Consider the following 25,048-nt stretch of genomic DNA (forward strand, 5'->3'; position numbering starts at 1 on the left):
GCAGGCCCTACAGCATCGGCGAAAACAGCCGCGCCGAGGCGTCGAACAGGCGGCGCACGAAGGGCGATTGCCTGTCCTTGGGGACGCGGGCCGCATGGCGCAGGTCGAGCTCGAACTGCCGGCCCAGCTGGCGGGCCATGTCCTCGCCGTAGACCAGGGCCGTGACCTCGAAGTTCAGGTCGAAGCTGCGGTTGTCGAAGTTGGCCGTGCCGATGAACGAATAGGTGTCGTCCACCAGCAGCGTCTTGGAGTGCAGCATGCGGTCCCGGTACTCCCAGATCTTGACGCCCGCCTCCAGCAGTTCGTCGAAGTACGAGCGCGAGGCCGCGGTCACCACCAGCGAGTCGCTGCGCCGGGGCACCAGCAGGCGCACGTCCACGCCTTTCAGGGCGGCGCTGGTCAGGCTCATCAATGCCGCTTCGCTGGGCACGAAATAGGCTGTCGTCAGCCACACGCGCTCGGTCGCCGCATGGATGGCCGCCACCTGGGTACGGTGGATGGACTGGCGCGGATCGTCGGGGCCGGAGACCAGGATCTGCAACTGGTGCGGGCCACCCGGCACCTCGGGCAGCAGCGTGTCGAGTTCGCAATCGTCGGTGCGCTGCCCGGTGGTGTAGGCCCAGTCCTCCAGGAACACCATCTGCAGCCAGCGCACGGCCCCGCCTTCCACGCGCAGGTGCACGTCGTGATAGGCGTCGGGACGCACGCGCTCGTCCTCGTCGTCGGTGACGTTCAGCCCGCCCGTGAAGCCTATCCTGCCGTCGCAGATCAGGATCTTGCGGTGATTGCGGTAGTTGGTCACGGGGCGCCAGCGGCGGCCGATGCGCACGTTATGGAAAAAGCCCACCTGCGCCCCGGCCTCGCGCAGCGGTGCCAGGAAGCGCCGGCCCAGGCGGTCGGAGCCCAGGGCGTCCACCAGCAGCCGCACCGTGATTCCCTGGCGTGCCTTCTCGATCAGCAGGTCGCGGATCGCGGTGCCGATGCGGTCGGGCTTGAAGATGTAGAACTCCAGATGGACGTGGTGGCGTGCGCCGGCGATGGCCTCCATGAACGCATCGTAGGTCTGTTCGCCTCCCACCAGCAGGCGCACGTCGGTGGCCGAGGACAGTGGGATGTCGCTGGTGGTGCGGGCCAGGGCCGCCATGCGCGCCACCGGCGGCGGGGTATCGTGGTCGTGCTCGCGCAGCAGGGCGCGTTCGGTCTGGCTGGCGATCAGCAGGCGGCTGCGCAGCCTTTTCAGGCGCCGCCGCTTCAGGCGCTGGGGGCCGAAGAAATAGTAGACGGCATAGCCGATGTAGGGCAGTTGGGCCAGCACCAATATCCACAGTACCGTCGACAGGGGCGGGCGCCTCTGGAGCACGATCCATACCGTGACGCTGGCGATGTAGAGCGCCCAGCCGACGGACCATGCATTGATCAGGTGGTGGTGCAGGTCGGCTTGGGCCATGTGCCGACCTACAGGGGAATGGTGTGCTGCTTGTGGCGCACCTTGGCTTCGAGGTAGCGGCGGTTGTTGGGGTTCAGGTAGACCCCGGTGGGGATGATGCTTTCGATGTCGATGCCGTGTTCCTCGAGCTGGCTGGCCTTGTCGGGATTGTTGGTCAGCAGCCGGATGCGCGCCACGCCCAGCGCCTGGAGCATCTGCGCCGCGGGCTCGAAGCTGCGGGCATCCTCGGGCAGGTTCAGGTGCCGGTTGGCCTCGAAGGTGTCCAGGCCCTTCTTTTGCAGGGCGTACGCCGAGAGCTTGGCGTACAGCCCGATGCCGCGTCCTTCCTGGCGCAGGTACAACAGGATCCCGCCCTCGCGCGAGAAGCACGACAGCGCCTCATGCAACTGCGGGCCGCAATCGCACAACTGCGATCCGAACACATCGCCCGTCAGGCACTCCGAATGCACGCGCACCAGCGGCGGCGTGCCGCCCGGCTTGAGCTGCGGGAACACGATGGCCACGTGCTCCTCCGTGAACCCGTTGAAAGTGATGAATTCCGGCGGAATCCCCCCCTCTTCAAGGGGAACGACAACCCGGTTCTTGATGGTCACCATGCTAATTCCTGTTGAGGCCACCCTGCACGCGTCCCGGATTTTCCAGGGCACGGCGGATCCGGCTCCGCCGGTCCGCCCGTGCCGTCCCCTTGAGGGGGCGAGCGAAGCGCGTAGGGGGTGGTCCTCCCTTAGATCATCATCCAGAGGATGATGACCGCTCCAAGGGCAATACGATACCAGCCGAACACCCGGTACGAATGGTTGGCGACGAAGCGCATCAGTGCCCGGACCACCACCAGCGCGGCGACGAAGGCCGCCAGGAAGCCGATGCCGATGGCGGTGACGTCATTGCTGGTCAGCGATTCATGGTTCTTCCAGGCGTCGTAGACCGAGGCTGCCAGCATCGTGGGCATGGCCAGGAAGAACGAGAATTCGGTGGCGGTGGTGCGCTTGAGGCCGGCGGCCATGCCGCCGATGATGGTGGCGCCCGAGCGCGAGGTGCCGGGGATCATGGCCAGGCACTGGGCCAGTCCCACCATCAGCGCCTGGAAACCGGTGATCTCGCTGATGTTCTGGGTCTTGACCTCGCCCTGGGGCTTGCGCTCGACGAACAGGATGATGATGCCGCCGATGATCAGGGTCGTCGCGACCACCCCGGGGGTGAACAGCACCGTCTTGATTTCTTTCAGGAAGGTCACGCCGACGATGGCCGCGGGCAGGAAGGCGATGATGATGTTGCGCGCGAACTTCAGCGAGAACCTGTCGCCGGTCAGGATGCCAGCCAGGATGTGGGCGACCTTCTCGCGGAAGATCCAGATGACCGCCAGGATGGCGCCGAACTGGATGACGACTTCGAATACCTTGGCATCCCCGGAGAAGAAGTGGATCCAGTCCCCCACCAGGATCAGGTGTCCGGTGCTGGAAACGGGCAGGAATTCGGTCAGGCCCTCGATGATGCCGAGGAAGAAGGCTTTGATCAGGTAAAGCGTGTTTTCGGTCATGAGTGTCGGCGTCCGCGGGCGGACGAGATGGATGGGCGCGGGTGGCGGCTGGAGAGCCCGGAGCCGGTCCGGCAAGGCACCCGCGAGGCCGGTGCCATTGTAGAACCGGCGGCGGGCAGGCCTGGAGGAGGGTGTTTCAGCCCCTTGCTTCCTTGAGCGGTTCCAGCAGGGACAGGAGCTGGGGGAAGACCTTGGGGGTGGCGGCGACGACTTCGCCGTTCTGCATCCAGCCCTGTTCGCCATCGAAGTCGCCGATCAGGCCGCCGGCCTCGAGGATCAGCAGGCTGCCCGCGGCCAGGTCCCAGGGCTTCAGGCCGCAGCCGTAGTAGCCGTCGAGCCGGCCCGCCGCGACGTTGGCCAGGTCCAGTACCGAAGACCCCTGGCGGCGCACGCCGGAGGTGGTGGCCGAGATCTGGCCGAAGGTCTTGGTCCACAGCGCCAGCCGCTTGCCGCTGGGGTCCGGCGCGAAGCTGGTGCCGATCAGGGTCTCGGGCATGCGGGTGCGGCGCGAGACGCGGATGCGCCGGTCGTTCAGGAAGGCGCCGGCGCCGCGGGTGGCGGTGAACAGCTCGTTGCGCGACGGATCGAAGACGCAGGCCTGGGTGACCTGGCCGCGCTGCATCAGCGCGATCGAGACCGCGTAGACCGGCATGCCGTGGATGAAGTTGGTCGTGCCGTCCAGCGGATCGATGATCCAGAGGTTTTCCTGCTGGCCGTTGGCGTCGGCGGCGCCCGGGGCCTCGCCGGACTCTTCGGCTAGAATTCCGTGGTCGGGGTAGGCCGTCTTCAAAATCTCAACAATGGCCGCTTCCGCAGCTTTGTCGACTTCGGTGACGAAATCGCCCGGTCCCTTCTGAGACACCTTGACCAGATCGAGGTCCAGGCTGGCGCGATTGATGATGGCGCCGGCGCGCCTGGCCGCCTTGACGGCGGTGTTGAGCATGGGATGCATAAGAGAGCCGATAGGGCTGGGAATTGGTGAAACCCCTCTAGTTTAAAGGACACATGCTTTCCCGAGTCAGTTTCGTCATGGTCGAACCCAGCCACCCCGGAAATGTGGGGTCCGCGGCACGGGCGATCAAGACCATGGGGTTCGCCCGCCTGGTGCTGGTCAACCCGCGAATTCCCGATACGCCGGCCCATCCGGAGGCGATCGCGCTGGCCAGCGGCGCCACCGACGTGCTGGCGGCCGCGCGCGTCTGCGACACCCTGGAAGAAGCCCTGGCGCCCGTGACCATGGCGTTCGCGATGACCGCCCGCCACCGCGACCTCGGCCCGCCGGCCTGCGACATGCGGCAGGCCGCCGAACTGGTGCGCGAGCACCTGGCCGGCAGCGCGGACGGGCAGGACGGGGTCCAGGCGGCGATCGTGCTGGGTACCGAGCGTTCGGGCCTGACCAACGAACAGGTGGGAATGTGCCACCGGATCTGCCACATTCCCGCCAACCCTGAATATTCGTCGCTCAATGTCGCGCAGGCCTTGCAACTGGCCGCCTACGAGCTGCGCTACGCGCTGCTGGGGGCCGAGGCGCTGGCGGTGGCCGGCCCGCGCGCCGAGCCGGCCTCGGGCGAAGCGGTGGAAGCGCTGCTGGCCCATTGGGAGCAGGCCCTGATCGCGGTCGGCTACCTGGATCCCCGGCATCCCAAGAAGCTGATGCCGCGCATGCGCCACCTTTTCGCCCGTTCCGGCCTGAGCCGCGAGGAAACGGACCTGTTGCGGGGCGTATGTACCGCAATGATCGCGCAATCCCGAAAGATTCCCCATGGCAGTTCTTAAGATTCCCGCCGTCTACATGCGCGGGGGAACCAGCAAGGGCGTGTTCTTCAATGCCCGGGACCTGCCCCGCGACCCCGAGCAGCGCGACCGCGTGCTGCTGCGGGTGCTGGGCAGCCCCGATCCGTATTCCCGCCAGACCGACGGCATGGGCGGGGCCAGCCCGTCCACCAGCAAGGTGGTGGTGGTGGACGCTTCCAGCCGCGACGATTGCGACGTGGAATACCGCTGCGGGCAGGTCGCCATCGACCGTCCGGTCATCGACTGGTCCACCAACGGCGGCAGCCTGGCCGTGGCCGTGGGGCCGTACGCCATCCAGCAGGGACTGGTCCCGGCCCGCGAGGGTACGACGGTGGTACGCATCTGGCAGCCGCATCCCGGACGATGGCTGGCGGCCCACGTCGAGGTCCGCGGCGGGGAAGTGCTGGAAGACGGCGTCTTCACCGAGGACGGCGTGCCCTTTCCCGCCGCCGAGGTGCGGCTGGATTTCATCGACGATGGCGCGGCCAGCCTGCTTCCCACGGGGCGCGTGCAGGACGTGCTGGAGGTCGAGGGCATGGCCCCCTTGCCGGTCAGCCTGGTCCGGACCGACGAGGCAACGATCTTCGCGCGCGCCTCGGACCTCGGGCTCCATGGCCGCGAGAAGCCCGATACCTTCAATCGCGACGCCAAGACGCTCGCCCGGCTGGAGTCGGTGCGGATAGCGGGGGCGGTGGCCATGGGGCTGATGTCCCGCGCGCGAGCCGAAAAACCCGGCGCCGCGCTGCCCAGGCTGGTCTGGGTGGCGCCGCCCATGTCGTACAAGGCGGCGGGGGGCGGCGACGTCTCGCGCGACAGTATCGACGTGCTCGCGCGGAGCATGGCGGAAGGGCGCATGCAGCGCGGCTTCGGCACCCGCGGCGCGATTTCGCTGGCGGTGGCCGCCGCGGTGCCCGGATCGGTGGTATCGCAGGTGGCGCGCACGCTGCCCGGCGTGGCGACCCGGATCGGCCACGCCAGCGGGGTACAGGCCGCCTGGGCGACCGTGGTCAGCAACGGGAACGGGTGGGGGCTGGAACGCGCCACGGTGTCCCGTACGGCGCGCTGCCTGATGAGCGGCTGGGTGCACGTGCCCGCCGGCCCGGGCCGCCTGTTCTGAGGCCCGGGGGAGCGCGCGCCGGTTCAGTCGTCCAGCGCGATGTCGTGGTAGACGGGGCCGTCCTGGTCGATCGCCAGCCAGCCGCCGCGCGGATCGGCCGCATCGTCCAGGTCCCAGTCCTGCAGCACCCAGCGCTCGCACCGCCGGCCGTTCAGCTCGAACACCTGCCGGCCGGGCCGGTGCGTGTGGCCATGGATCATGCGGGTGACGCCGTGGGCGCGCAGCGCGCCTTCCACGGCCTGCTGGTTCACGTCCATGATGTCGGCCGCCTTGCGGCTCTTCTCGGCCATGCTGCGCTCGCGCATCTGCCGGGCGATGGCCTGGCGGGCCGCCAGCGGCTGGGCCAGGAACTGCGCCTGCCATTGCGGATTGCGCACCATGGCGCGGAACTGCTGGTATTCCACGTCGTCGGTACAAAGGGCATCGCCGTGCGACAGCAGGAACTCGCCGCCGTCGGTGCGCAGCACGACCGGTTCGGGCAGCAGGCGGGTGCCGGTGGCCTCGGCCAGGCGCTTGCCCATCAGGAAATCGCGGTTGCCAGGTCCGAGATGGACCGGAATCTGCGCGGACGCGGCCCGCAGTCCGTCCAGGACGGACTGCAGCCACGGCGCGGGGGCGTCGATCTCGTCATCGCCCACCCAGGCGTCGAAGATGTCGCCCGGCAGCAGCAGGGCACAGGCGCCGTCGGCCGCGGCCTGCAGGAAGGCCAGGAAGGCTTCGCGCGTGGCGGGCCCGTCGGGGCCCAGGTGCATGTCGGATGCCAGCCAGACGGGGCCGGAGAAAGTCAGGACGGAATGGGAAGCGGATGTCCCGGGAAGAGGGGAGCCGGTCACGGAAACTCTCGATGGGGCCGGGCCGGCTGCCGGCCGGTTCGGGAAGCGGGCGCTTCGCCGCCGGCCCCGGCCCGTGGCGTTATTGGACGACTTCTGCCTTGGTGACGACCACGTCCTCGACGGGCACGTCCTGGTGGCCGGCGCGGCTGCCGGTCTTCACGCCCTTGATCTTGTCGACCACGTCGGCGCCCTCGACGACCTTGCCGAACACGGCGTAGCCCCAGCCCTGCGGCGTGGGCGAACTGAAGTTCAGGAAGTCGTTGTTGGCGACGTTGATGAAGAACTGCGCCGAAGCCGAGTGCGGGGCGTTGGTGCGCGCCATCGCGACGGTATAGCGGTCGTTCTTCAGGCCGTTGGCGGCCTCGTTCTCGATCGGGGCCTGGGTGGGCTTCTGCGACATGCCGGGCTCGAAGCCGCCGCCCTGGATCATGAAGCCGTTGATGACACGGTGGAAGATCGTGTTGTCGTAGTGGCCGCTCTTGACGTAGGAGACGAAGTTCTCGACGGTCTTGGGGGCTTTCTCGCCGTCCAGTTCCAGGCCGATCAGGCCGTGGTTGGTGTGCAGGTTGACGCGGGTAGTCATTTGTTCAGGACCTCAGCTTTTTGGATCACGATGGGTTGTAGCGGGACGCCTTCGTTCTGGCCCCGCGTGGCGGTGGGTACGGCCTTGATCTTGTCGACCACTTCCTTGCCCTGTACCACCTTGCCGAATACCGCGTAGCCCCAGCCTCGGGTCGTGGGCTCGCGATAGTTCAGGAAGTCGTTGTCGGCAACGTTGATGAAGAACTGCGCCGAGGCCGAGTGCGGGTCGGGCGTACGGGCCATGCTCACGGTATAGGCCGTGTTTTTCAAGCCATTTGAGGCTTCGTTACGTATGCCGGGGCGCGTGGGCTTTTCCTTCATGTCGGCGGTCATGCCGCCGCCCTGGATCATGAAGCCGTTGATGACGCGGTGGAAGATCGTGCCGTCGTAGTGGCCCTCGCGCACGTACTGCAGGAAATTGGCGACGGTGGCGGGCGCGCGCGCCTCGTCCAGTTCGAGCACGATGCGGCCCATGGAGGTCTGCAACGCGACCTGCGGCGCGGCAAGCGCGGCCGGCGAAGCCAGCGCGGCAGCCAGCGCCAGGCTGGAGAAAAGCAGTTTCATCGGGGTGTCCTGGGGGGAGGTTCGGAGGACGCCGGCGGCTCCAGGAGTTTCCGGGTCTCGGTTTCCTTCTGGCTCGCGCCGGCGTCGCGCGGATTCAGCTTGGTGGCCGTGCCGTATGAGCGCGCCGCCAGCATGATATACAAATCGCCCAGGTTCTCGCGCGCGACGGCGTAGTTCGGGTCGGTGCGGATGGCCATCTCCAGGGCCACCTTGGCCTGGTCCAGCCGGCCGTCGGCCACCTCCAGCGCGGCCAGGTTGTTCCAGGGCTCGGGCAGCTCGGGGAAGCGTTCGGTCATGTCGCGATAGATGGCCTTGGCCTCGTCGCGGCGGCCCAGCAGGTTCAGCGCGCGGCCCTTCAGGAAGAGCAACTGCGCGTTGGTGGCGTCGGGCGACTTCTGCGTGTCGGCGGCCAGGTGCTGGTCGATCTCGGCCAGGGTCTGGGCGGCCTTGCCTTCGTCCAGCTGGCGCTCCAGCCGCTGCGCCAGGGCGCGGCTCGATTCGGGCAGGCGGGTGTCGACGCCGGGCTTGAGGGCCTCGAGCAGGTTGCTGAGCCAGGGGATGGCCTGATCGCCATCGGAGGACGGCGCCAGCACCGGCGGCGTGGCCGTGGTGGTCTGGGCGGGAAGCGGGGCGGGCGCCAGCGCGATGCCCAGCGCCAGGACGCCCGCCAGGGCCGCCGCGCGGCCCGCACCCCCGCGCAGGCGGAAGATAGGTACGTGGTTCGTGGTCAAACGATTCTGCCCGCAGATGAGGAGCGGCCAGGGCCGCTCCGTCCAGTTGATATAATCGCCATTCTAATAGCCCAAAGCGCAACGCGCGCCCCGATACCCTCTGCTCGGCCCAGGGCACAGCGGATCCGGCTTTGCCGGTCCGCCAGTGCCGCCCCCTCGAGGGGGCGCGCGAAGCGCGTAGGGGGTGGTCCTACCCATGCTCCATATCTACAATACGCTCGCTCGTGCCAAGCAACCTTTCCAACCGGTGGAACCGGGGTGCGTGCGCATGTATGTCTGCGGCATGACGGTATATGACTATTGCCACCTCGGCCATGCGCGCATGCTGATCAGCTTCGACGTGGTGCAGCGCTGGCTGCGCGCCAGCGGCTACCGGGTCACCTACGTCCGCAATATTACCGACATCGACGACAAGATCATCCGCAAGGCGGTCGAGACCGGCAAGCGCATTTCCGAGGTTACCGGCTTCTTCATCGATGCCATGCACGAGGACGAGAAGGCGCTGGGCGTGCAGCCGCCGGACTTCGAGCCGCGCGCGACCGAGCACGTGGGCAAGATGCTGGAGATCGTGCGCCTGCTCGAGGACAAGGGCCTGGCCTACCGTGCCGACGACGGCGACGTCAACTATGCCGTGCGCCAGTTTCCCGGCTACGGCAAGCTGTCCGGCAAGTCGCTGGACGACCTGCGGGCCGGCGAACGGGTGCAGGTGGACGCGTCCAAGCGCGATCCGCTGGATTTCGTCCTGTGGAAGGCCGCCAAGCCCTCCGAACCGCCCGAGTCCCGCTGGGAGTCGGACTACGGGCCGGGACGCCCGGGTTGGCACATCGAATGCTCGGCCATGAGCCGTGAATTGCTGGGCATGCCGCTCGACATCCATGGCGGCGGGCCCGACCTGAAGTTTCCCCACCACGAGAACGAGATCGCGCAGAGCGAAGGCGCCTACGGCGGCACGCTGGCCAACGCCTGGATGCACTGCGGTCCGCTCATGGTCGATGCCGAGAAGATGTCCAAGTCGCTGGGCAACTTCTTCACCGTGCGCGACACGCTCAAGCACTACGACGCCGAGGTGGTCCGCTATTTCGTCGTCCGCAGCCACTACCGCAGTCCGCAGAACTATGCCGCGGACAACCTGGCCGATGCCCGGGCCGCGCTGACGCGGCTCTACACCGCGCTGGGCAATGCCGAGCCCGACGCGCTGGGCGCCGACTGGGACGACCCCTCCGGGCAAGCCTTCCGGGCCGCCATGGACGACGATTTCAATACCCCGGAAGCCATCGCCGTGCTGTTCGACCTCGCAGCCGAGGTCAACAAGACGGCCTCACCCCGCGCCGCGGGCCAGCTCAAGGCCCTGGGCGGCCTGCTGGGATTGCTGCAGCAGGAGCCGCGCGCCTTCCTGCAGGGCAAGGCGGCCGACGAGGACGGCGGCGCGGCGGACATCGAGGCTCGCATCGCCCAACGGGCGCAGGCCAAGAAGGACAAGGACTTCGCGGCGGCCGACCGCATCCGCGCCGAACTGCTGGCCGACGGCATCGTCCTCGAGGACAAGCCGGGTGGCGTGACCGTCTGGCGTCGAGCCTGAGTGCCGCGAATCGCTGAACACCAGATGTTGAACATGAAGCTCCATGCCACGGCCGAGCCGGGAGGGTCCGTGCCCGCCGTCTCTTTCGCCGGCACCGACAAGCCCCCGTACTGGGACGCCGCGGTCGCGCACCTGCTCAAGCGCGACCGTATCCTCAAGAAACTGATCCCCCTGCATCCCGAGGTCCACCTCGCGACGCAGGGCGAGCCTTTCGTGACGCTGGCGCGCGCCATCATCGGCCAGCAGATCTCGACCAAGGCCGCCGATGCCGCCTGGGAGCGCTGCCTGGCCGCCTGCGGCCGCCGCGTCACCGCCGGGGTGGTCGGCAAGCTGGGCCTGGCCGGCCTGCGCGAGGCCGGCCTGTCGCAGCGCAAGGCCGAATACCTGCTGGACCTGGCCGCCCATTTCCAGCAGCGCCTGGTGCATCCCGACCAGTGGACGGAGATGGACGACGAGGCCGTGATCGCCGAATTGACCGCGATTCGTGGCATCGGTCGCTGGACAGCGGACATGTTCCTGATTTTTAATCTGCGGCGGCCGGATATTCTGCCGCTGGACGACCCGGGGCTGCTGCGCGCCATTTCGCTGCACTATTTCAGCGGCGAGCCCGTGTCGCGCTTCGAGGCCAGGGAAGTGGCCCAGGCCTGGAAGCCGTGGTGCACGGTGGCGACGTGGTATTTGTGGAAAAGTTTATAGCCTCCCCTACGCGCTGACGCGCCCCCCCCGGGGGGCGATGCGGGTGGACCGGCGGAGCCGGATCCACCGCATCCTGGGTCTGCACACCGGGTGGGTGGGGGGGTTGGAGTGATTGAGTTGGTGATGAACGAAGTTGGACGCCTGGGCGTCCGCTGCCCCTTGGGAGGGCCTGATGCGCAACGCATTTCTTGAATTCGAACAACCGCTGGCCGAGCTCGAGGGCAAGATCGAGGAACTGCGCTTCGTGCAGGCCGATTCCGCCGTCGATATCTCCGAGGAGATCAGCCGGCTGCAGCAGAAAAGCCAGGCGCTGGCCAAGGATATCTATTCCAAGCTGACGCCGTGGCAGACCGCCCTGGTGGCGCGTCATCCGCAGCGCCCCTACACGCTGGACTACGTGCGGGACATCTTCACCGATTTCCATGAATTGCATGGCGACCGCATGTTCGCCGACGACCGTTCCATCGTGGGCGGCATGGCGCGGTTCAACGGCATGCCGTGCATGGTCATCGGCCACCAGAAGGGGCGGGACACGAAGGAGCGCGCGGCACGCAACTTCGGCATGCCGCGGCCCGAGGGCTATCGCAAGGCCCTGAGGCTGATGCGCCTGGCCGAGAAGTTCGGCCTGCCGGTCTTCACCTTCGTCGACACCCCGGGGGCCTATCCCGGCATCGACGCCGAGGCCCGCGGACAGTCCGAGGCCATCGGCCACAACCTGTATGCGATGGCCGAACTGCAGGTTCCCATCATCACGACCATCATCGGCGAAGGCGGTTCCGGCGGGGCGCTGGCCATCGCGGTGGCCGATTGCGTGCTGATGCTGCAATACGCCACCTACTCGGTCATCTCGCCCGAAGGCTGCGCGTCCATCCTGTGGCGCAGCCAGGAGAAGGCCTCCGAAGCCGCCGAAGTGCTGGGCATCACGGCGCATCGCCTGAAGGCGCTGGGCCTGGTCGACAAGATCGTCAGCGAACCCGTCGGCGGCGCCCATCGCGATCCCAAGCACATGGCCCAACTGCTGCGGCGCGCCCTGTCCGACGCGCTGCGCCAGTTCCAGGGCGTCAAGGCCGGCGACCTGGTCACCACGCGTCTCGAGCGGGTCATGGCCTATGGCCGCTTCAAGGAAACCGTCCAGTCCTGACGCCGGCGCGGACGTAGCGGCCCTGCATGCGTCCGAGCTGCTGGGCCGGGCGCTGGATGCCATGCCGCCGTTGGAAGGGCGGTTCGCCGTGGCCTTGAGCGCCGGCCCCGATTCGGCCGCGCTGGCCGTGAAGGCCGCCGAATGGGCCGCGCGGCGGGGCCTGGCAATGCGGCTGTTCCACGTCCACCACGGCCTGCATCCCGACGCGGATGCCTGGGCCGGACTGGCGGCCGATCTGGCGGTTCGCCTGGGCCTGCCGCTGGACGTGCGCCGGGTGCGGGTGGATCCCGCCGATCCCGCCGGCACCGAGGCCGCGGCGCGCGAGGCCCGCTACCGCGCCCTGGCCGCCATGGCGGCCGAAACCGGCATCGACACCATCCTGCTTGCCCATCACCTGGACGACCAGGCCGAGACCGTGCTGCTGCGCCTGCTGCGGGGCGCGGGCACCGACGGCATGGGAGCGATGGCGGGGGAAACCCGCAAGGATGGGATTCGTTACCTTCGTCCCTGGCTTGCGGTGCCCAGAAGTCGGATACTTGCGTTCATGCACGCCTATTCGGCGCGCACCGGTTTCGAGGCTGTCCGGGACCCCAGCAACCTCGATGCCCGCTACGCCCGGGGCATCCTGCGCGCGGAAATCCTGCCCGCCATCGAGCGCCACTGGCCGGGGTATCGCAATACCCTGGACCGCCACGCGCGCCGGTCCGCCGAGACGGCGGCCTTGCTGAGGGAAGTGGCGCAGTCCGACCTGGACGCGATCCAGGAACAGCGTCCTCCCTACGGCAGCGCGCTGCGCCTGTCGGGACTGAACCGGCTGGGGCCCGCGCGCAGGGCGATGGTGCTGCGGCTCTGGCTGGCCGGCCACGATGTGGCCGCGCCGCCGGAAGCCCGCTTGCGGGAAATGGCCAGGCAATTGCAGGACGCGGCGCACGACAGGCAGTTGTTGCTGCGCCATGGCGACAGGCAGGTGCGCCGTTATCGGGATTATGTCATCGTGGAGAGCAGGGAGCGCGCGCCGCTGGCGGTACAGGCGGCCAGTGTGGAATTCAGATGGGCCGGCGAACCCGCCATCCGGCTCGAGGCCATGGGCGGCACGCTGGTGTTCGCGGTCGAGGAGTCGGGCATCGCCCCGGACTGGCTGCGCAACACGGCCTTGACCATGCGCTGGCGCCGGGGCCGCGAACGGCTGAAGGTGACGGCGCAAAGCCCCAGCCGCAGCCTGAAGAATCTCTACCAGGAGCGGGGCATTCCCACCTGGGAACGCGAGCGACTGCCGCTCTTGTACCGCGGCGAGATCATGGCCTACGCCGCGGGGCTGGGCGCCGACGCGCGGCTGCCGCAGGCCTCGCCGGGCATCCGCCTGGAATGGGTGCCCGACCATCCCGGCGCCACCGTGACGTCCTGACGGCGGGCCGAGGTCCGCGCGCCCAGGGGGACGGGGTGGCAACATCCCGCCGTTTTGCGGAATTGGCGCAGCTGGGCTACCATTTATGGTTAGCCTTTTTCCTGGCCAAACCGGCTTGGCAGGCCATTCCGCGGCAGCCCAGGCACAAGCATGCGTTAAGCGACACAAGACAATGGCACTAATCGTTCACAAGTATGGCGGTACGTCGATGGGCTCGGTCGAGCGCATCAAGAACGTGGCTCGGCGCGTGGCCAAATGGCACGCGGCCGGGCACCAGATCGTGGTGGTCCCCTCGGCCATGTCGGGCGAGACCAACCGGCTCATCGGCCTGGCCAAGGAAATCCAGGAACAGCCCGATCCGCGCGAGCTCGACATGATCGCCTCGACCGGCGAGCAGGTCAGCGTGGGTCTCCTGGCCATGGCGCTGAAGGCGCAGGGCGTGGACGCCCGCAGCTACGCCGGCTGGCAGGTGCCCGTGCGCACCGACTCGGCCTATACCAAGGCGCGCATCTCGTCGATCGACGATGCCCGCATCCGCGCCGACCTCGATGCCGGCCGCGTGGTCATCGTCACCGGTTTCCAGGGCGTGGACGACGCCGGCAACATCACCACCCTGGGCCGGGGCGGCTCGGACACGTCGGCCGTGGCCGTCGCGGCCGCGCTCCAGGCCGCGGAATGCCTGATCTACACCGACGTCGACGGCGTCTACACCACCGACCCGCGCGTCGTGCCCGAGGCCCGGCGCCTGAACGTCGTGTCGTTCGAGGAAATGCTGGAGATGGCCTCGCTGGGCTCCAAGGTCCTGCAGATCCGCTCGGTCGAGTTCGCGGGCAAGTACCGCGTGCCCACCCGCGTGCTGTCGTCGCTGACCGATCCGATGATTTCGCTCGACGAAGAAATGAAGTCGGGCACCCTGATTACTTTTGAGGAAGACGAGAAAATGGAAGCCGCCGTTGTATCCGGCATCGCATTCAGCCGGGACGAAGCCAAGATCACGGTCGTGGCCGTGCCGGACAAGCCCGGCATCGCCTTCTCCATCCTGGGCCCGATCGCCGACGCCAACATCGACGTCGACATGATCGTCCAGAACCAGTCCGTCGCCGGCACCACCGACTTCTCCTTCACCGTCAACCGCGGCGAGTTCAAGAAGGCGCTGGACGTGCTGAACGGCAAGGTGGTCCAGGCCATCGGCGCGCGCGAAGTCGTGTCCGACGACAAGGTCTGCAAGGTTTCCATCGTCGGCATCGGCATGCGTTCGCACGCCGGCATCGCCAGCCTGATGTTCCGAACCCTGTCGGAAGAGGGCATCAACATCCAGATGATCAGCACCAGCGAGATCAAGACCTCGGTGGTCATCGAGGACAAGTACATGGAACTGGCCGTGCGCGCGCTGCACAAGGCGTTCGGCCTGGACCAGGGCGCCGCGCAGTAAAAGCGGGGCCGCGGGGCACCCGGCCGCGAGGGGAAACTGCAAATTTTTCGGCCGCCAGCGGCTGGATCCCCCCTCGGACCGTGGTACACTGCCGGCTCTTTCGGAAGCGTGCCCGAGTGGCCGAAGGGGCTCCCCTGCTAAGGGAGTATGCGGCTAAAACTGCATCGTGGGTTCGAATCCCACCGCTTCCGCCAGTTATCGATTTTTGGTGATTCGCCAAAGTTCGTAGAAGTCCAGAAACCCGCATCAGCTAAGGCGATGCGGGTTTTTTCTTGCCCGGAACGGTTCGCCAGAGTTCGCCTACAGCCGGGGTATTTGGGGGTATTTCTGGGGGTATCATCAAGATACCCCGTCTTCACAGATACCCCCAATGCCGCTCACAGATACCGCCGTGCGACAGGCGAAGCCCCAGGACAAGCCCCGGAAGATGGCGGACGGAGGAGGGCTGTACTTGCTGGTCAACCAGGTAGGCAAGTACTGGCGCTGGAAATACCGTTACCAGGGCAAGGAAAAGGTGCTGGCGCTGGGCGTCTATCCCGACGTTTCTTTGGCTCAGGCCCGCGAGCGGCACCAAAAAGGGCGGAAGATCCTGGCTTCGGGAGCTGATCCAGTGGCGGCGCGCAAGCAGCAGGCCAGCGCGCCCGAGGCCCTGACGTTTGAGCAGGCCGCCCGGGAATGGTGGGCGCATTGAGCCTGCACGCTATACGACCGGACGCTGCCCCTGGTCCTGGGGGAAGTCGACGTGCCGGGTGTCGACCTGCAGTATGTCCATGACCTGGACCCCCGCTCGATCTTCGATCGCATGGCCAACCTGGAGTTCGATGCGGGGGAAATGTCGCTGTCCGAATACGCCTGCGGCCTGGCGCGCGGCGACGACCGGTTCGTCGGCATACCGGTTTCCCGTCGCGCATGTTCCGCCATGGCTACGTGTGCGTGAACCGCGGCGCGGGCATCGCGAGCCCGCGCGATCTGGCCGGGAAGCGGATAGGCGTGCCGCTTTACACGATGACCGCGGCGGTCTACATCCGCGGCGTGCTGCAAGAGGAATACGGCGTCGATTTTTCGAACGTCCAGTGGGTGCAGGGGGCGGTGAACGGCACCGGCAGCCACGGCGATCCGCAGGCGCCGCCCCTGCTCAAGCCGGTCGACATCGTCCGGAACGACGACGGACGGTCGCTGAGCGATTTGCTGGACGAGGGGGCCATCGACGCGTACCTCGGTTCCCGCCTGCCCGCGTCCCTGGACCGGGGCAACGTCGAGCGGCTCTTCCCGGACTTCAGGGCCGTGGAGCGCGAATACCTGTCGCGCACGGGCATTTTCCCCATCATGCACCTGGTAGTGATTCGCAGGGACGTGCTGCAGCGCCATCCCTTCGTGGCCCGCAGCCTGTTCGACGCCTTCGAGTCGGCCAGGCGCGCGGCCTGGCGGCGGCTGGAAGATACCGGGACGCTGGCCTGCATGCTGCCGTGGATGCGGCAGGATGTGGAAGAGATGAAGCGTCTGTTTCCAGGCGGAGATCCCTGGGTCTACGGCGTCGAGCCGAACCGGCCGGCGCTGGAGACGCTGCTGCGCTACCTGTTGCGCCAGGACATGATCGCGCGGCCCATGACGGTGGAGGAGTTGTTTCCCGTACCGTTGTGACGGTACGAGAAGAACAACAGTATCGAGGGTGAGAGTCGGGGCGTTGCGTCTCTACCGCTCCGAGGCCCAAGGCTGTTTCCAATTTCGGCAAAGCCAGATGCCTCCACCTTCAAGACGGATGGGGAGAAGGGAGAGTGGAGTACGGCAGGGGGGTGATATCGCAGCTCCGCTAGCGATATCGAACGCTCCTCCATGCAGCGGGCAATAAACCACGCTCCCCATTTGCGCGCCTTCGCTGAGCAATGCGTTGCCATGCGTGCAACGATCATGGGCAGCGAAGTACGCGTGCCCTACCTGGAAGATCACCAGGCGCGAAAGCCCCGGTACGGCGACCGATGCGGGGCGTCCTTCGCGCACGTCGGACATGCGGCAGAGGTAGATCTGCTTCGCGTTCGAACCGTCCCTGTCTTCCGGAACGGTTGAACAGGGCGTCGCGTGCGGCACGGCTCAGTCTGTCTTGATGTCGTTGTCCGTCACTACCTTCTGCCATTTTGCAAGTTCGCTCTTCAGATAAGAGGCGAACTCCTCCGGGCTGCCTCCCAGAGTCTGAAGTTCTCCGCCGGGAGATAGTTGCTTGACGACGGCGGGGTCTTTCAGCGCGCTGTTGACGGCACGATTGAGTGTGTCGACGATATGCTTGGGGGTGCGCGCGGGAGCCATCAAACCACTCCAGGCTGAAGACTCGAAGCCGGAGATGCCTTGTTCCGCGACTGTCGGAACGCCGCCGATGGCGGCGATCTTGGTGGAGCTGCCGACCGCCAGCGCGCGTAGCCGTCCCGCCTGGATCTGTGGCAGAACGTCCAGGACCGAGCCAAACGACGCCTGGACTTCTCCACCGATCACCGCGACGACTGCAGGGGCGCTGCCGCGATAGGGCACCCCCACCATTTGCATACCCGTTGCTCCCTTCAATAGCTCCATCCCCAGGTGCACGGAACTGCCGACCCCGTTATGCGCATAGTTCATAGGGGCCTTGCGTGAGGCGGCAACCAGGTCTGCAAGATTCCGCGCGCTCGAAGATGCCGGTACGACGAGTACGTTCGGTGCGGAAACGAGCAGAGAAATCGGCGAGAAGTCCGCGATAGGGTCGTACGTCAGATTGGGCGTCAACGCGGGGGAAATGGCATTGGGTCCTACGGCGGCCAGCAGCAGTGTGTAGCCGTCGGCCGGAGCTTTGGCCACTTGGGTGGCACCAATGATGCCGTTCGCCCCGACTTTGTTCTCGACGATGAAGCCTTGTTTGAGCGACGCCCGAAGCGCTTCCGCGATGACTCTCGCGACGTGATCGTAGTACCCGCCGGCGGGATAGGGCACCACGATTTTCACGGGACGATCAGGGTAGGGGGATTGGGCATGGGCAGCACCGGCCGTGAAGGCTGCGCTGAGGGCTAGTGCTATGGCGGCTTTGCGTGGCATGGAGGTCTCCTTGGCTTTATGCCGGCCACTGTATGAAGTTTCAATATTCTTGTCAATAAATTCGAAATTATTTGTCTGATTCGATTTGTGATGATAGGATTCAAAAAAATAAAGTGATTTCGAAATTGCTCTTGGCCGAAACCCTGAAGGGAAGCTAAGGGCGCGGAGAGGCCAAGCATGGCAAGTTCTAAAACCAGCATTGCGACTACCCTCACTACCCGTCTGCGGGAAGCGATCCTGACCGGCGAGGTGCTCCCCGAGTCGCGGCTCCATCTGGAGTCGCTGGGGGAGCAGTACGGCGTCAGTCTCAGCCCTGTTCGAGAGGCGTTGCTTCGCCTGATGGCGGAGGGTTTTGTCGTTGCCGAAGACCAGCGCGGTTTTCGTGTCGTCGAAGCGTCGATCAAGAAGCTGGCCGAAGTCACGGCACTTAGGGCCCATATGGAGCCGTTTGCCTTACGCCATGCGATCGAGCTGGGCGATCTGGCCTGGGAAGAAAAGCTTGTCGCGGTTTTTCATCGCCTCACCCGGATCGAGCAACGCGACGGTTTCGTCCCGTTCCTGGACGAGTGGGAGCGGACGCACCGTGAATTCCATCTTTGCCTGGTCTCGGGCTGCGACATGCCGATGGTGACGCAGTTTTGCTCCGTGCTGCATGACCAGTCCGATCGGTTCCGGAGATTGTTCCTCAAGGAGCGGCCGCCCCAGCGGAACGTGGCTCAGGAGCATGCCGCAATCGTCGATGCCGTCCTGGCCCGGGATGCAGACCGCGCTTGCGAGTTGCTGCGCGCGCACAGCCTGCAGACGGGACAGGCTGTCCAGGCATTCATGCGCGAGTCGAGTTGAATCCTATAACAACACACGGCAAATCAGTCATCGGAGGTGCAGCATGCAGTATCGCGAGTGGACAAAAGGAGATCTGACCCGCGTTCCCTATTGGGTCTATGGAGACGATGCGATCTATCGACAGGAACAAGAACGCATTTACCAAGGCGATACATGGAGCTTTCTCGGCCTAGAGGCAGAGTTGCCCGAGTCGGGGGACTACAAGACGACGTTTGTCGGCGACATGCCGGTGATCGTATGCCGTGATGAGGGCGGCGTCATCCGAGCGTTCGAAAACCGTTGTTCGCACCGGGGCTCGCTGCTGGCCCTGCAAAACAAGGGCAAGGCCCGCAAGTTCACGTGTGTCTACCACGCATGGACGCATGATTTGCAGGGCAATCTCAAGACGGTGGCCTTCCGCCGCGGCGTGAATGGCGCCGGCGGTATGCCGGACAGTTTCGATACGGCCGACCACGGGCCGCGAAAACTGCGTGTCGAAGTGTACTGTGGTCTGATCTTCGGAACCTTGAGTGAGAAGACTCCGCCTGTTGAAGAATATCTGGGTGACGAAGTCGCCAGCCGGGTGAAGCGGGTTCTGCACAAGCCGCTGCGAATCTACGGCCAGTACACCCAGGCGCTTCCCAACAATTGGAAGCTCTACTTCGAGAACGCGAAAGATACGTACCACTCCAGCTTGCTGCATACCTTTTTCGCAACGTTCAAGGTCTCTCGGCTCTCGCAGGGAGGAGGGGTGATCGTGGCCGAAAGCGGCGGGCACCATGTCAGCTATTCCCTGAGCCATAGCGGGGGCCAGGACGACGAGTTCAAGAAGGAAGGGTTGCGCAGCAATCAGGAAGAGAACTTTCTTCTTAACGACAAGAGCGTTCTCAACATCGTTGACGAATTCGGCGACGGTTGCCACGTACAGATTCTGTCGATATTTCCGGGGTTCGTGTTGCAGGCGATTCACAACAGCTTGGCCGTTCGGCAAATCGTTCCGAAGGGCCCGGACCGCACAGACCTCGTGTGGACGCTCATAGGTTTCACGGATGACGACGAGGCCCTGCAGAAGCTGCGCATGAAGCACTCCAACCTCGTGGGGCCGGCTGGTTACGTCTCGATGGAGGACGGTGCTGTGGGTGGATTCGTCCAACGAGGAATCGCTGGATCCAACGACGCCGAGTCTGTGGTTCTTATGGGGGGAGAAGGGGCCGAGTCTTCGTCTTCCCGTGCTTCCGAGACCTCTATCCGGGGTTTCTGGAAAGAGTACCGTAACCATATGGGACTGTGAGATGGAAGAGAACAAAGAACATCTGGTGTCCGCGCTGGCGGCTTTGATGGAAGACTACGGCAGAGCCATAGATAGGGACGAGCTGGAGCGCTGGCCTGATTTCTTCGAAGAACAGTGCAATTACAAGATCACCTCGATCGATAACGAGCAAAGCGGCTATCCGTTTGGCGTGCTATGTGCCGACTCCAGAGGAATGCTGGCGGATCGGGTCAAGTCGCTGCGCGAGGCGAATGTCTACGAGGGGCAACGCTACCGGCACGTCATGGGGCGTCCGGTGGTGTTGTCGGTTGACGGCCCGCTGATTCATGCCGAAACCAGCTTTCTGGTGGTGCGGACAATGCGGACCGGTGAAATGTCCATGTTCGCGGCAGGCGTCTATCGCGATGTGGTCTCGCTTAGAGCCTCCAAGCCGGCTTTCGCGGAGCGCATCGTGGTCTGTGACAGCTCGCGTATCGACACATTGCTGGCATTGCCTTTGTGAGTTTCTCAATGGCGCTGAAAAGAATCGCGGTTACGTTGGGAGATCCATCGGGGATCGGACCGGAAATCGCATTGAAGGCATCCGACGACCCGCGTATCCGCAACAGCCTGAGTCTGGTTCTGTTTGGCGACAAACGGGCGTTGGACGCGCACGCGAAGCTTTGCGGACTGCGGGCCGACTACCGCCTGCTGCGGTCAATGGCGGACATTGCCAGCCTGGACCAGGGGCTGGCCCTGATGGACGTCCCGAGCTTGGACGAAAGCTTTCGAATCGGCGAGGTGTCGGCCGCGTCGGGTGCGGCAACCATCGCGGCGCTGGATGCAGCGGTCGATGCGGCGAAAGCAGGAGTGGTCGATGCAGTGGTCGGTTCGCCGATCCATGAGACCGCCATCAAACAAGCAGGCATTGCGTTCGACGGACATCCGTCGTACCTGGCGCGCCGTACGGGGACGCCGGTCGATGAAGTCGGATTGATGCTCTGCTGGGAAAGAACCAGAGTCGCTCACGTGACCCTGCACCTCAGTGTCAGGGACGCCTTGACTGCCATTACGCAAGACCGGGTAGAGAAGGTCATTCGTACGACTGCACAGGCTCTGGGCCGGCTGGGTATCGCCCGGCCGCGGATAGGCGTATCGGGCGTCAATCCGCATGCTGGCGAGTCTGGCCTGTTCGGCCGCGAGGAGATCGAAATCATCGCGCCAGCGATTGGCAAGCTGCGTGACGATGGCATGGATCTTATCGGACCTATCGGGGCCGATACGCTCTTGCCCAGGAAGGACTGCGATGCGTTCGTCGTCATGCTGCACGACCAGGGACATGTCGCTGCAAGGGTGGCGGCGCCTAACATGGCTGCCGCGATGTCGATCGGCACCCCGGTCGTGTTTTCCTCGGTAGGACATGGAACGGCGATGGACATCGCGGGCAAGGGAGTTGCGAATCCGGAAGCCTTGGTCCAAGCATTGCTCCATGTTTCGAATACATTTCCCACTGGAGACGGAGAATGATAGGTCTTGGTCTGGCATCCTCCCACGCGCCGGCGATGTTCTGCCCACCTGAGCTGTGGCCGAAGGTCTATGGCGCGATTCCCGACTACATGAAGGATTCGCAGCCGCATACTGCGAAGCTCGAAACGCCGGAGGTCATTCGCAGCTACGTGAATCGGATCGATGCAGCCTTCGAGGTCCTGCGGAAACAGCTGGAAGCGTATCGACCCGACGCGGTGATTTTCGTCGGCGACGATCAGGAGGACATGTTCGACGCACGGTGCAATCCGGCGATGTGCCTGTTTACCGGCGATGAGGTGTGGGGTTCCGAAGCGCCGTTCTATGTCGATCAACCGCCTCGAGCGTCGCGGATCCATGTGCCGGTGCACAAGGAATTGTCGAACCATTTGCTCGAAGAGCTTCTGAACGATGGTTTCGATATGGCCAGCTCCTCGGTCATGAATCCCATGGGGCCGCATTCGGAGCGGGGCACCTCGCACATGATCGTCTATCCGGCCAAGCGCCTGCTTCCCAGGTTGGACGTGCCGATCATCCCCCTGTACCTGAATTGCTACTTTCCGCCCTTGCCAACCGCCGCCCGGTGTTGGCAGCTCGGCGAGGCGCTTGCGCGCATCCTGGCCACGCGCAAAGAACGCGTCGCCATTTATGCGTCCGGAGGGTTGTCGCATGATCCGGTCGGTCCAAGAGCCGGATGGATCGATACGCCCATGGACAAATGGATTCTTGATCGCATCGCAACCAACAGGGGCCGAGACCTCCAGCATCTCTTTACGATGGACTCGGCCACCATGCGTGGCGGCTCCGGCGAGATCCGCGCATGGATCGTTGCCGCTGCCGCGTGCCAATGGAAAGGCGAGATAGTCGATTACATTCCCGCCCATCATGCGAAGACTGGGTTGGGGTTTGCGTATTGGCCGCAACAACCCAAGGAGTAAGACATGTTGCCTGCACGAATCGACGTCGGGAGCGTGAGCAAGCGGATGGGCTCCTATTCCGACGAAAGCCGGAGTATTGAAAGTCGTACCAAGATATATGAAGAGTTGGTAGGTTTTCTCCCGCCCCGTATCGAAGCGCGTTTCCATGTGACCGGGGCGATCGATCCGACGATGCTGCGCTTGCAGGAAGAGGCGCGAGAGCATGGGATGTATCCGAAGTGCTTCGATGTAAAGACGGCGCAGCTCTTGTTGTTCGGGATGTTGCTCATGGATCTCAGCGATGCCGCCGTTCTGCACGGTATCGCTGCCCGCAAGGCGGGAGCGAGCTGGGACGAAATGCAAGCGGTCGTGAACCTGTGCTATTTGTTCCGCGGCTTGTCTGCCGCCAATCGAGGTGCGGAGATCCTCGCTCGCATCTGCGAACAGGAGGAGGGGACTGGCCGTGACTAATTCCGAGAATCCTGAAATTGGCCTGAGGTTGCGAGTTGGCCAGATCGATACGAACTACCACGACCAGGGCGAAGGCCATCCGGTACTGTTGATTCACGGTTCAGGGCCGGGCGTTACGGCCTGGGCGAATTGGCGCCTGAATATCGGTCCCCTGGCCGAGCGTGCGCGCGTCCTGGCGCCCGACATGGTAGGGTTCGGATACACCGAAGCGCCGCCGTCTGTTTCATACGATCTGGATACCTGGGTCGATCATCTGATCGGCTTCCTGGATGCCCTCTCTCTTCCCCAGGTCGACTTGGTTGGCAACTCGTTCGGCGGAGGTGTTTCACTGGCGGTTGCGAGTCGCCATCCCGACCGGGTTCGCCGCCTGGTGCTGATGGGGAGCGTGGGGACGTCGTTCCCGCTCACGCCCGGCCTTGACGCCGTGTGGGGCTATGAGCCATCGCTTCAGAATATGAAGGGATTGCTGGATGTGTTCGCCTATGACCGCAAGTTGGTGTCCGATGAGTTGGCTGAGTTGCGCTATCGGGCGAGTATCCGTCCCGGGGTGCAGGAACGGTTCGGCCGCATGTTCTCGCCCGGCCCTCGGCAGCGTTACATAGAGGCGCTAGCGACACCAGAGGAGCAGCTGCGAACCCTGCAGCATGAGACGCTTGTCGTCCATGGGCGTGAAGATCAGGTAATTCCTCTGCAGAATTCAATCAAATTAGCGTCGCTTCTTCCGCGCGCTCAACTGCATGTGTTCCCTCATTGCGGGCACTGGACACAAATCGAATGGACGGCGACGTTCAACCGTCTTGTCGGTGATTTCCTCGCCGCTCCTTGAGCAGCGTATGGAAAGCCAGGCGCCTTGCTCGCTTGAACGGGACTCTTGCTAACGCCCGGTGACGGCCCTGGCCAGCATGAATACGCCCAATCCCACGAAAACGATGGCGATGATGCGATTCGCCGCCACCAGGCCTGCACTTCCCGGCGCAAGCCGTCGCCCTGTGCGCGCGAGCACCGAGTAGCCCATCAGCGCCGAAAACGAGAAAGCCAGCAGTATCGAGGTAAGAGCGGCGAACTGCGGCAGCAAGGGGCGATTGGCCTGGATGAATTGCGGCAGCAGGGCCAGGAAGAACAGGATGGCCTTGGGGTTGGATAGCGCGACGAACATGCCTTGGGTGAAGAGGCTGGCGGGCGACGGCATGCTTTCGCGGCTCGCGGTTTGCAGGGGCGCGGAGGCGGTGCGCCATTTCTTGATGCCGAGATGGACGAGGTAGGCCGCGCCGGCCAATTGCAGGGCGGCATAGCCGATGCTGGACGCGACCAGCACGCCGCCTATGCCGACCAAGGCGGCAAGGGCCAGCGTGCTTCGTGGTGGAGCCCAAACCGGGCGCGGGCGGCGAGGTGGCGGCCAAACACATCATGGGAACTCCCGCCGATGGGTACAACCTGCTGGTGACCGGATCCTCGATCACGATCCGCGCGGCCTCCAATGAGAAGAATGCGGATGGCCTGCGCGATCTGCAGCCGATCGCGCAGATCACGACGACGCCCTACGTGATCGTCGCGAAAGCGGGGAAGTTCAAGACCTTCAAGAATCTGATCGACCAGGCCAAACCGAGCGGCAGCAAGATCGACTTCGCCTCTGCCGGCGTGGGCACGGGCATGCACTACCTGGGCGAGCTGATCAACATCAGCGCGGGTACGCACATGGTGCACGTTCCCTACAGCACGGGTTCCAGGCAGTTGCAGGCAGTGATGGCGGGAGATGTGGACATCGCCATCATTTCCCTGGTGACGGCTTGGCCGTACATCAGTGCGGGGACGATGGAAGCGCTTGCCGTGAGCTCCGCCGAACGCAGCGCCGTGGCCACCGGCGTGCCTACGCTGCATGAACTGGGGCTGCGCGACGTGCCCGCCATCGGCGCGTGGATCGCCGTGTTCGGTCCCAAGAACATGGATCCCGCGGTTACGAAGAGCCTGGCGGATGAAATCACCGCGATCGCCAAATCTCCGGCCACCCAGGAAACGGTCAAGGGCTGGGCCGCGGAACTGCCCGATACCAGCACCGCCGCGCTGACCGACGTGGTGCGCTCGGAAACGGAATTCTGGAAGAAACTGATCAAGGAGCGGAATCTGCCGGTGGCGGATTGACGTTCCGGCCG

General features: G+C 65.1%; 28 protein-coding genes and 1 tRNA gene. 19 read left to right on the forward strand and 10 right to left on the reverse strand.

Annotation, left to right across the window (positions count from 1 at the left end; genetic code table 11):
• Positions 1–7: 7 nt before the first annotated feature.
• The 4 genes from cls to R4823_RS10120 form a co-directional block, all read right to left on the reverse strand.
• The gene (gene cls / locus R4823_RS10105; RefSeq protein ID WP_087839282.1) at positions 8–1,447 is read right to left on the reverse strand and encodes a cardiolipin synthase; all 1,440 of its coding nucleotides are present in this window, start codon (positions 1,445–1,447) and stop codon (positions 8–10) included.
• A gap of 8 nt (positions 1,448–1,455) precedes the next feature.
• Complete coding sequence (gene ribA, locus R4823_RS10110) at positions 1,456–2,043, reverse strand: GTP cyclohydrolase II (RefSeq protein WP_087839283.1); 588 nt, start codon at positions 2,041–2,043, stop codon at positions 1,456–1,458.
• 128 nt (positions 2,044–2,171) lie between these two features.
• Positions 2,172–2,984, reverse strand: coding sequence for an undecaprenyl-diphosphate phosphatase (locus R4823_RS10115; protein ID WP_087839284.1), 813 nt, complete (start codon positions 2,982–2,984; stop codon positions 2,172–2,174).
• Positions 2,985–3,120: 136 nt separating this feature from the next.
• The gene (locus R4823_RS10120) at positions 3,121–3,936 is read right to left on the reverse strand and encodes an inositol monophosphatase family protein (protein WP_087839285.1); all 816 of its coding nucleotides are present in this window, start codon (positions 3,934–3,936) and stop codon (positions 3,121–3,123) included.
• 53 nt (positions 3,937–3,989) lie between these two features.
• On the opposite strand from R4823_RS10120, the gene R4823_RS10125 reads away from it, so the two are divergent.
• Positions 3,990–4,760 carry an RNA methyltransferase gene (locus R4823_RS10125; RefSeq protein ID WP_087839286.1) on the forward strand — a complete coding sequence of 257 codons (771 nt, stop codon included), beginning with the start codon at positions 3,990–3,992 and terminating at the stop codon, positions 4,758–4,760.
• Positions 4,747–5,895 (forward strand): PrpF domain-containing protein, encoded by a 1,149-nt coding sequence (locus R4823_RS10130; RefSeq protein ID WP_087839287.1) that lies wholly within the window; start codon positions 4,747–4,749, stop codon positions 5,893–5,895. Before R4823_RS10125 ends, R4823_RS10130 begins: the two co-directional genes overlap by 14 nt.
• A 23-nt stretch (positions 5,896–5,918) precedes the next feature.
• Here R4823_RS10130 and R4823_RS10135 read toward each other — a convergent pair whose 3' ends face one another.
• The 4 genes from R4823_RS10135 to R4823_RS10150 form a co-directional block, all read right to left on the reverse strand.
• Positions 5,919–6,683, reverse strand: a complete 765-nt coding sequence (locus R4823_RS10135) for a UDP-2,3-diacylglucosamine diphosphatase (protein WP_279814240.1) — start codon at positions 6,681–6,683, stop codon at positions 5,919–5,921.
• A gap of 124 nt (positions 6,684–6,807) precedes the next feature.
• Complete coding sequence (locus R4823_RS10140) at positions 6,808–7,311, reverse strand: peptidylprolyl isomerase (protein WP_087839289.1); 504 nt, start codon at positions 7,309–7,311, stop codon at positions 6,808–6,810.
• Positions 7,308–7,874, reverse strand: a complete 567-nt coding sequence (locus R4823_RS10145) for a peptidylprolyl isomerase (protein ID WP_087839290.1) — start codon at positions 7,872–7,874, stop codon at positions 7,308–7,310. Before R4823_RS10145 ends, R4823_RS10140 begins: the two co-directional genes overlap by 4 nt.
• The gene (locus R4823_RS10150; RefSeq protein ID WP_087839291.1) at positions 7,871–8,605 is read right to left on the reverse strand and encodes a tetratricopeptide repeat protein; all 735 of its coding nucleotides are present in this window, start codon (positions 8,603–8,605) and stop codon (positions 7,871–7,873) included. Before R4823_RS10150 ends, R4823_RS10145 begins: the two co-directional genes overlap by 4 nt.
• A gap of 196 nt (positions 8,606–8,801) precedes the next feature.
• Here R4823_RS10150 and cysS point away from each other — a divergent pair, with 196 nt between their 5' ends.
• From cysS to R4823_RS10195, 9 genes are all read left to right on the forward strand, one after another.
• Complete coding sequence (gene cysS, locus R4823_RS10155; protein WP_132979962.1) at positions 8,802–10,184, forward strand: cysteine--tRNA ligase; 1,383 nt, start codon at positions 8,802–8,804, stop codon at positions 10,182–10,184.
• 33 nt (positions 10,185–10,217) lie between these two features.
• A complete protein-coding gene (locus R4823_RS10160) occupies positions 10,218–10,880 on the forward strand; it encodes a DNA-3-methyladenine glycosylase (protein ID WP_087839523.1) in 663 nt (220 codons plus the stop codon).
• Between the two features lie 172 nt (positions 10,881–11,052).
• A complete protein-coding gene (locus R4823_RS10165) occupies positions 11,053–12,021 on the forward strand; it encodes an acetyl-CoA carboxylase carboxyltransferase subunit alpha (RefSeq protein WP_087839293.1) in 969 nt (322 codons plus the stop codon).
• Positions 11,990–13,426 carry a tRNA lysidine(34) synthetase TilS gene (gene tilS / locus R4823_RS10170; protein ID WP_338618522.1) on the forward strand — a complete coding sequence of 479 codons (1,437 nt, stop codon included), beginning with the start codon at positions 11,990–11,992 and terminating at the stop codon, positions 13,424–13,426. Before R4823_RS10165 ends, tilS begins: the two co-directional genes overlap by 32 nt.
• Positions 13,427–13,598: 172 nt before the next feature.
• Positions 13,599–14,858 carry an aspartate kinase gene (locus R4823_RS10175; protein ID WP_087839295.1) on the forward strand — a complete coding sequence of 420 codons (1,260 nt, stop codon included), beginning with the start codon at positions 13,599–13,601 and terminating at the stop codon, positions 14,856–14,858.
• Between the two features lie 102 nt (positions 14,859–14,960).
• Positions 14,961–15,052 (forward strand) — tRNA-Ser (locus R4823_RS10180).
• 176 nt (positions 15,053–15,228) lie between these two features.
• Positions 15,229–15,549, forward strand: coding sequence for an Arm DNA-binding domain-containing protein (locus R4823_RS10185; protein WP_132979964.1), 321 nt, complete (start codon positions 15,229–15,231; stop codon positions 15,547–15,549).
• A gap of 51 nt (positions 15,550–15,600) precedes the next feature.
• Complete coding sequence (locus tag R4823_RS10190) at positions 15,601–15,795, forward strand: hypothetical protein (protein WP_087839297.1); 195 nt, start codon at positions 15,601–15,603, stop codon at positions 15,793–15,795.
• The gene (locus R4823_RS10195) at positions 15,768–16,499 is read left to right on the forward strand and encodes an ABC transporter substrate-binding protein (protein ID WP_140416868.1); all 732 of its coding nucleotides are present in this window, start codon (positions 15,768–15,770) and stop codon (positions 16,497–16,499) included. Before R4823_RS10190 ends, R4823_RS10195 begins: the two co-directional genes overlap by 28 nt.
• Before the next feature lie 447 nt (positions 16,500–16,946).
• On the opposite strand, the gene R4823_RS10200 is transcribed toward R4823_RS10195, so the two are convergent.
• Entirely contained in the window at positions 16,947–17,915 is a 969-nt protein-coding gene (locus R4823_RS10200) for a tripartite tricarboxylate transporter substrate binding protein (protein WP_087839300.1), read from the reverse strand.
• Between the two features lie 177 nt (positions 17,916–18,092).
• On the opposite strand from R4823_RS10200, the gene R4823_RS10205 reads away from it, so the two are divergent.
• From R4823_RS10205 to R4823_RS10235, 7 genes are all read left to right on the forward strand, one after another.
• Positions 18,093–18,758 (forward strand): FCD domain-containing protein, encoded by a 666-nt coding sequence (locus R4823_RS10205; RefSeq protein WP_087839301.1) that lies wholly within the window; start codon positions 18,093–18,095, stop codon positions 18,756–18,758.
• Between the two features lie 43 nt (positions 18,759–18,801).
• Positions 18,802–20,028 (forward strand): Rieske 2Fe-2S domain-containing protein, encoded by a 1,227-nt coding sequence (locus tag R4823_RS10210; RefSeq protein WP_087839302.1) that lies wholly within the window; start codon positions 18,802–18,804, stop codon positions 20,026–20,028.
• A 1-nt stretch (position 20,029) separates the two neighbouring features.
• Positions 20,030–20,509 carry an aromatic-ring-hydroxylating dioxygenase subunit beta gene (locus R4823_RS10215; protein ID WP_243724548.1) on the forward strand — a complete coding sequence of 160 codons (480 nt, stop codon included), beginning with the start codon at positions 20,030–20,032 and terminating at the stop codon, positions 20,507–20,509.
• 71 nt (positions 20,510–20,580) lie between these two features.
• Entirely contained in the window at positions 20,581–21,513 is a 933-nt protein-coding gene (locus tag R4823_RS10220) for a 4-hydroxythreonine-4-phosphate dehydrogenase PdxA (protein ID WP_165963188.1), read from the forward strand.
• Complete coding sequence (locus tag R4823_RS10225) at positions 21,510–22,448, forward strand: hypothetical protein (RefSeq protein WP_087839304.1); 939 nt, start codon at positions 21,510–21,512, stop codon at positions 22,446–22,448. Before R4823_RS10220 ends, R4823_RS10225 begins: the two co-directional genes overlap by 4 nt.
• A 3-nt stretch (positions 22,449–22,451) precedes the next feature.
• The gene (locus R4823_RS10230) at positions 22,452–22,898 is read left to right on the forward strand and encodes a carboxymuconolactone decarboxylase family protein (RefSeq protein WP_207958651.1); all 447 of its coding nucleotides are present in this window, start codon (positions 22,452–22,454) and stop codon (positions 22,896–22,898) included.
• Positions 22,891–23,724, forward strand: coding sequence for an alpha/beta fold hydrolase (locus R4823_RS10235; protein WP_207958652.1), 834 nt, complete (start codon positions 22,891–22,893; stop codon positions 23,722–23,724). Before R4823_RS10230 ends, R4823_RS10235 begins: the two co-directional genes overlap by 8 nt.
• A gap of 48 nt (positions 23,725–23,772) precedes the next feature.
• Here the strand turns inward: R4823_RS10235 and R4823_RS10240 are convergent, their stop codons facing one another.
• On the reverse strand, positions 23,773–24,246 hold the full coding sequence (locus R4823_RS10240) for a LysE family transporter (protein ID WP_087839305.1): 474 nt from the start codon (positions 24,244–24,246) through the stop codon (positions 23,773–23,775).
• Between the two features lie 8 nt (positions 24,247–24,254).
• Here R4823_RS10240 and R4823_RS10245 point away from each other — a divergent pair, with 8 nt between their 5' ends.
• A complete protein-coding gene (locus tag R4823_RS10245) occupies positions 24,255–25,037 on the forward strand; it encodes a tripartite tricarboxylate transporter substrate binding protein (RefSeq protein ID WP_165963190.1) in 783 nt (260 codons plus the stop codon).
• Positions 25,038–25,048 lie beyond the last annotated feature (11 nt).

The sequence above is a fragment of the Pigmentiphaga sp. CHJ604 genome (assembly GCF_036972535.1).
In the GTDB taxonomy this organism is placed as follows: domain Bacteria; phylum Pseudomonadota; class Gammaproteobacteria; order Burkholderiales; family Burkholderiaceae_B; genus Pigmentiphaga; species Pigmentiphaga daeguensis.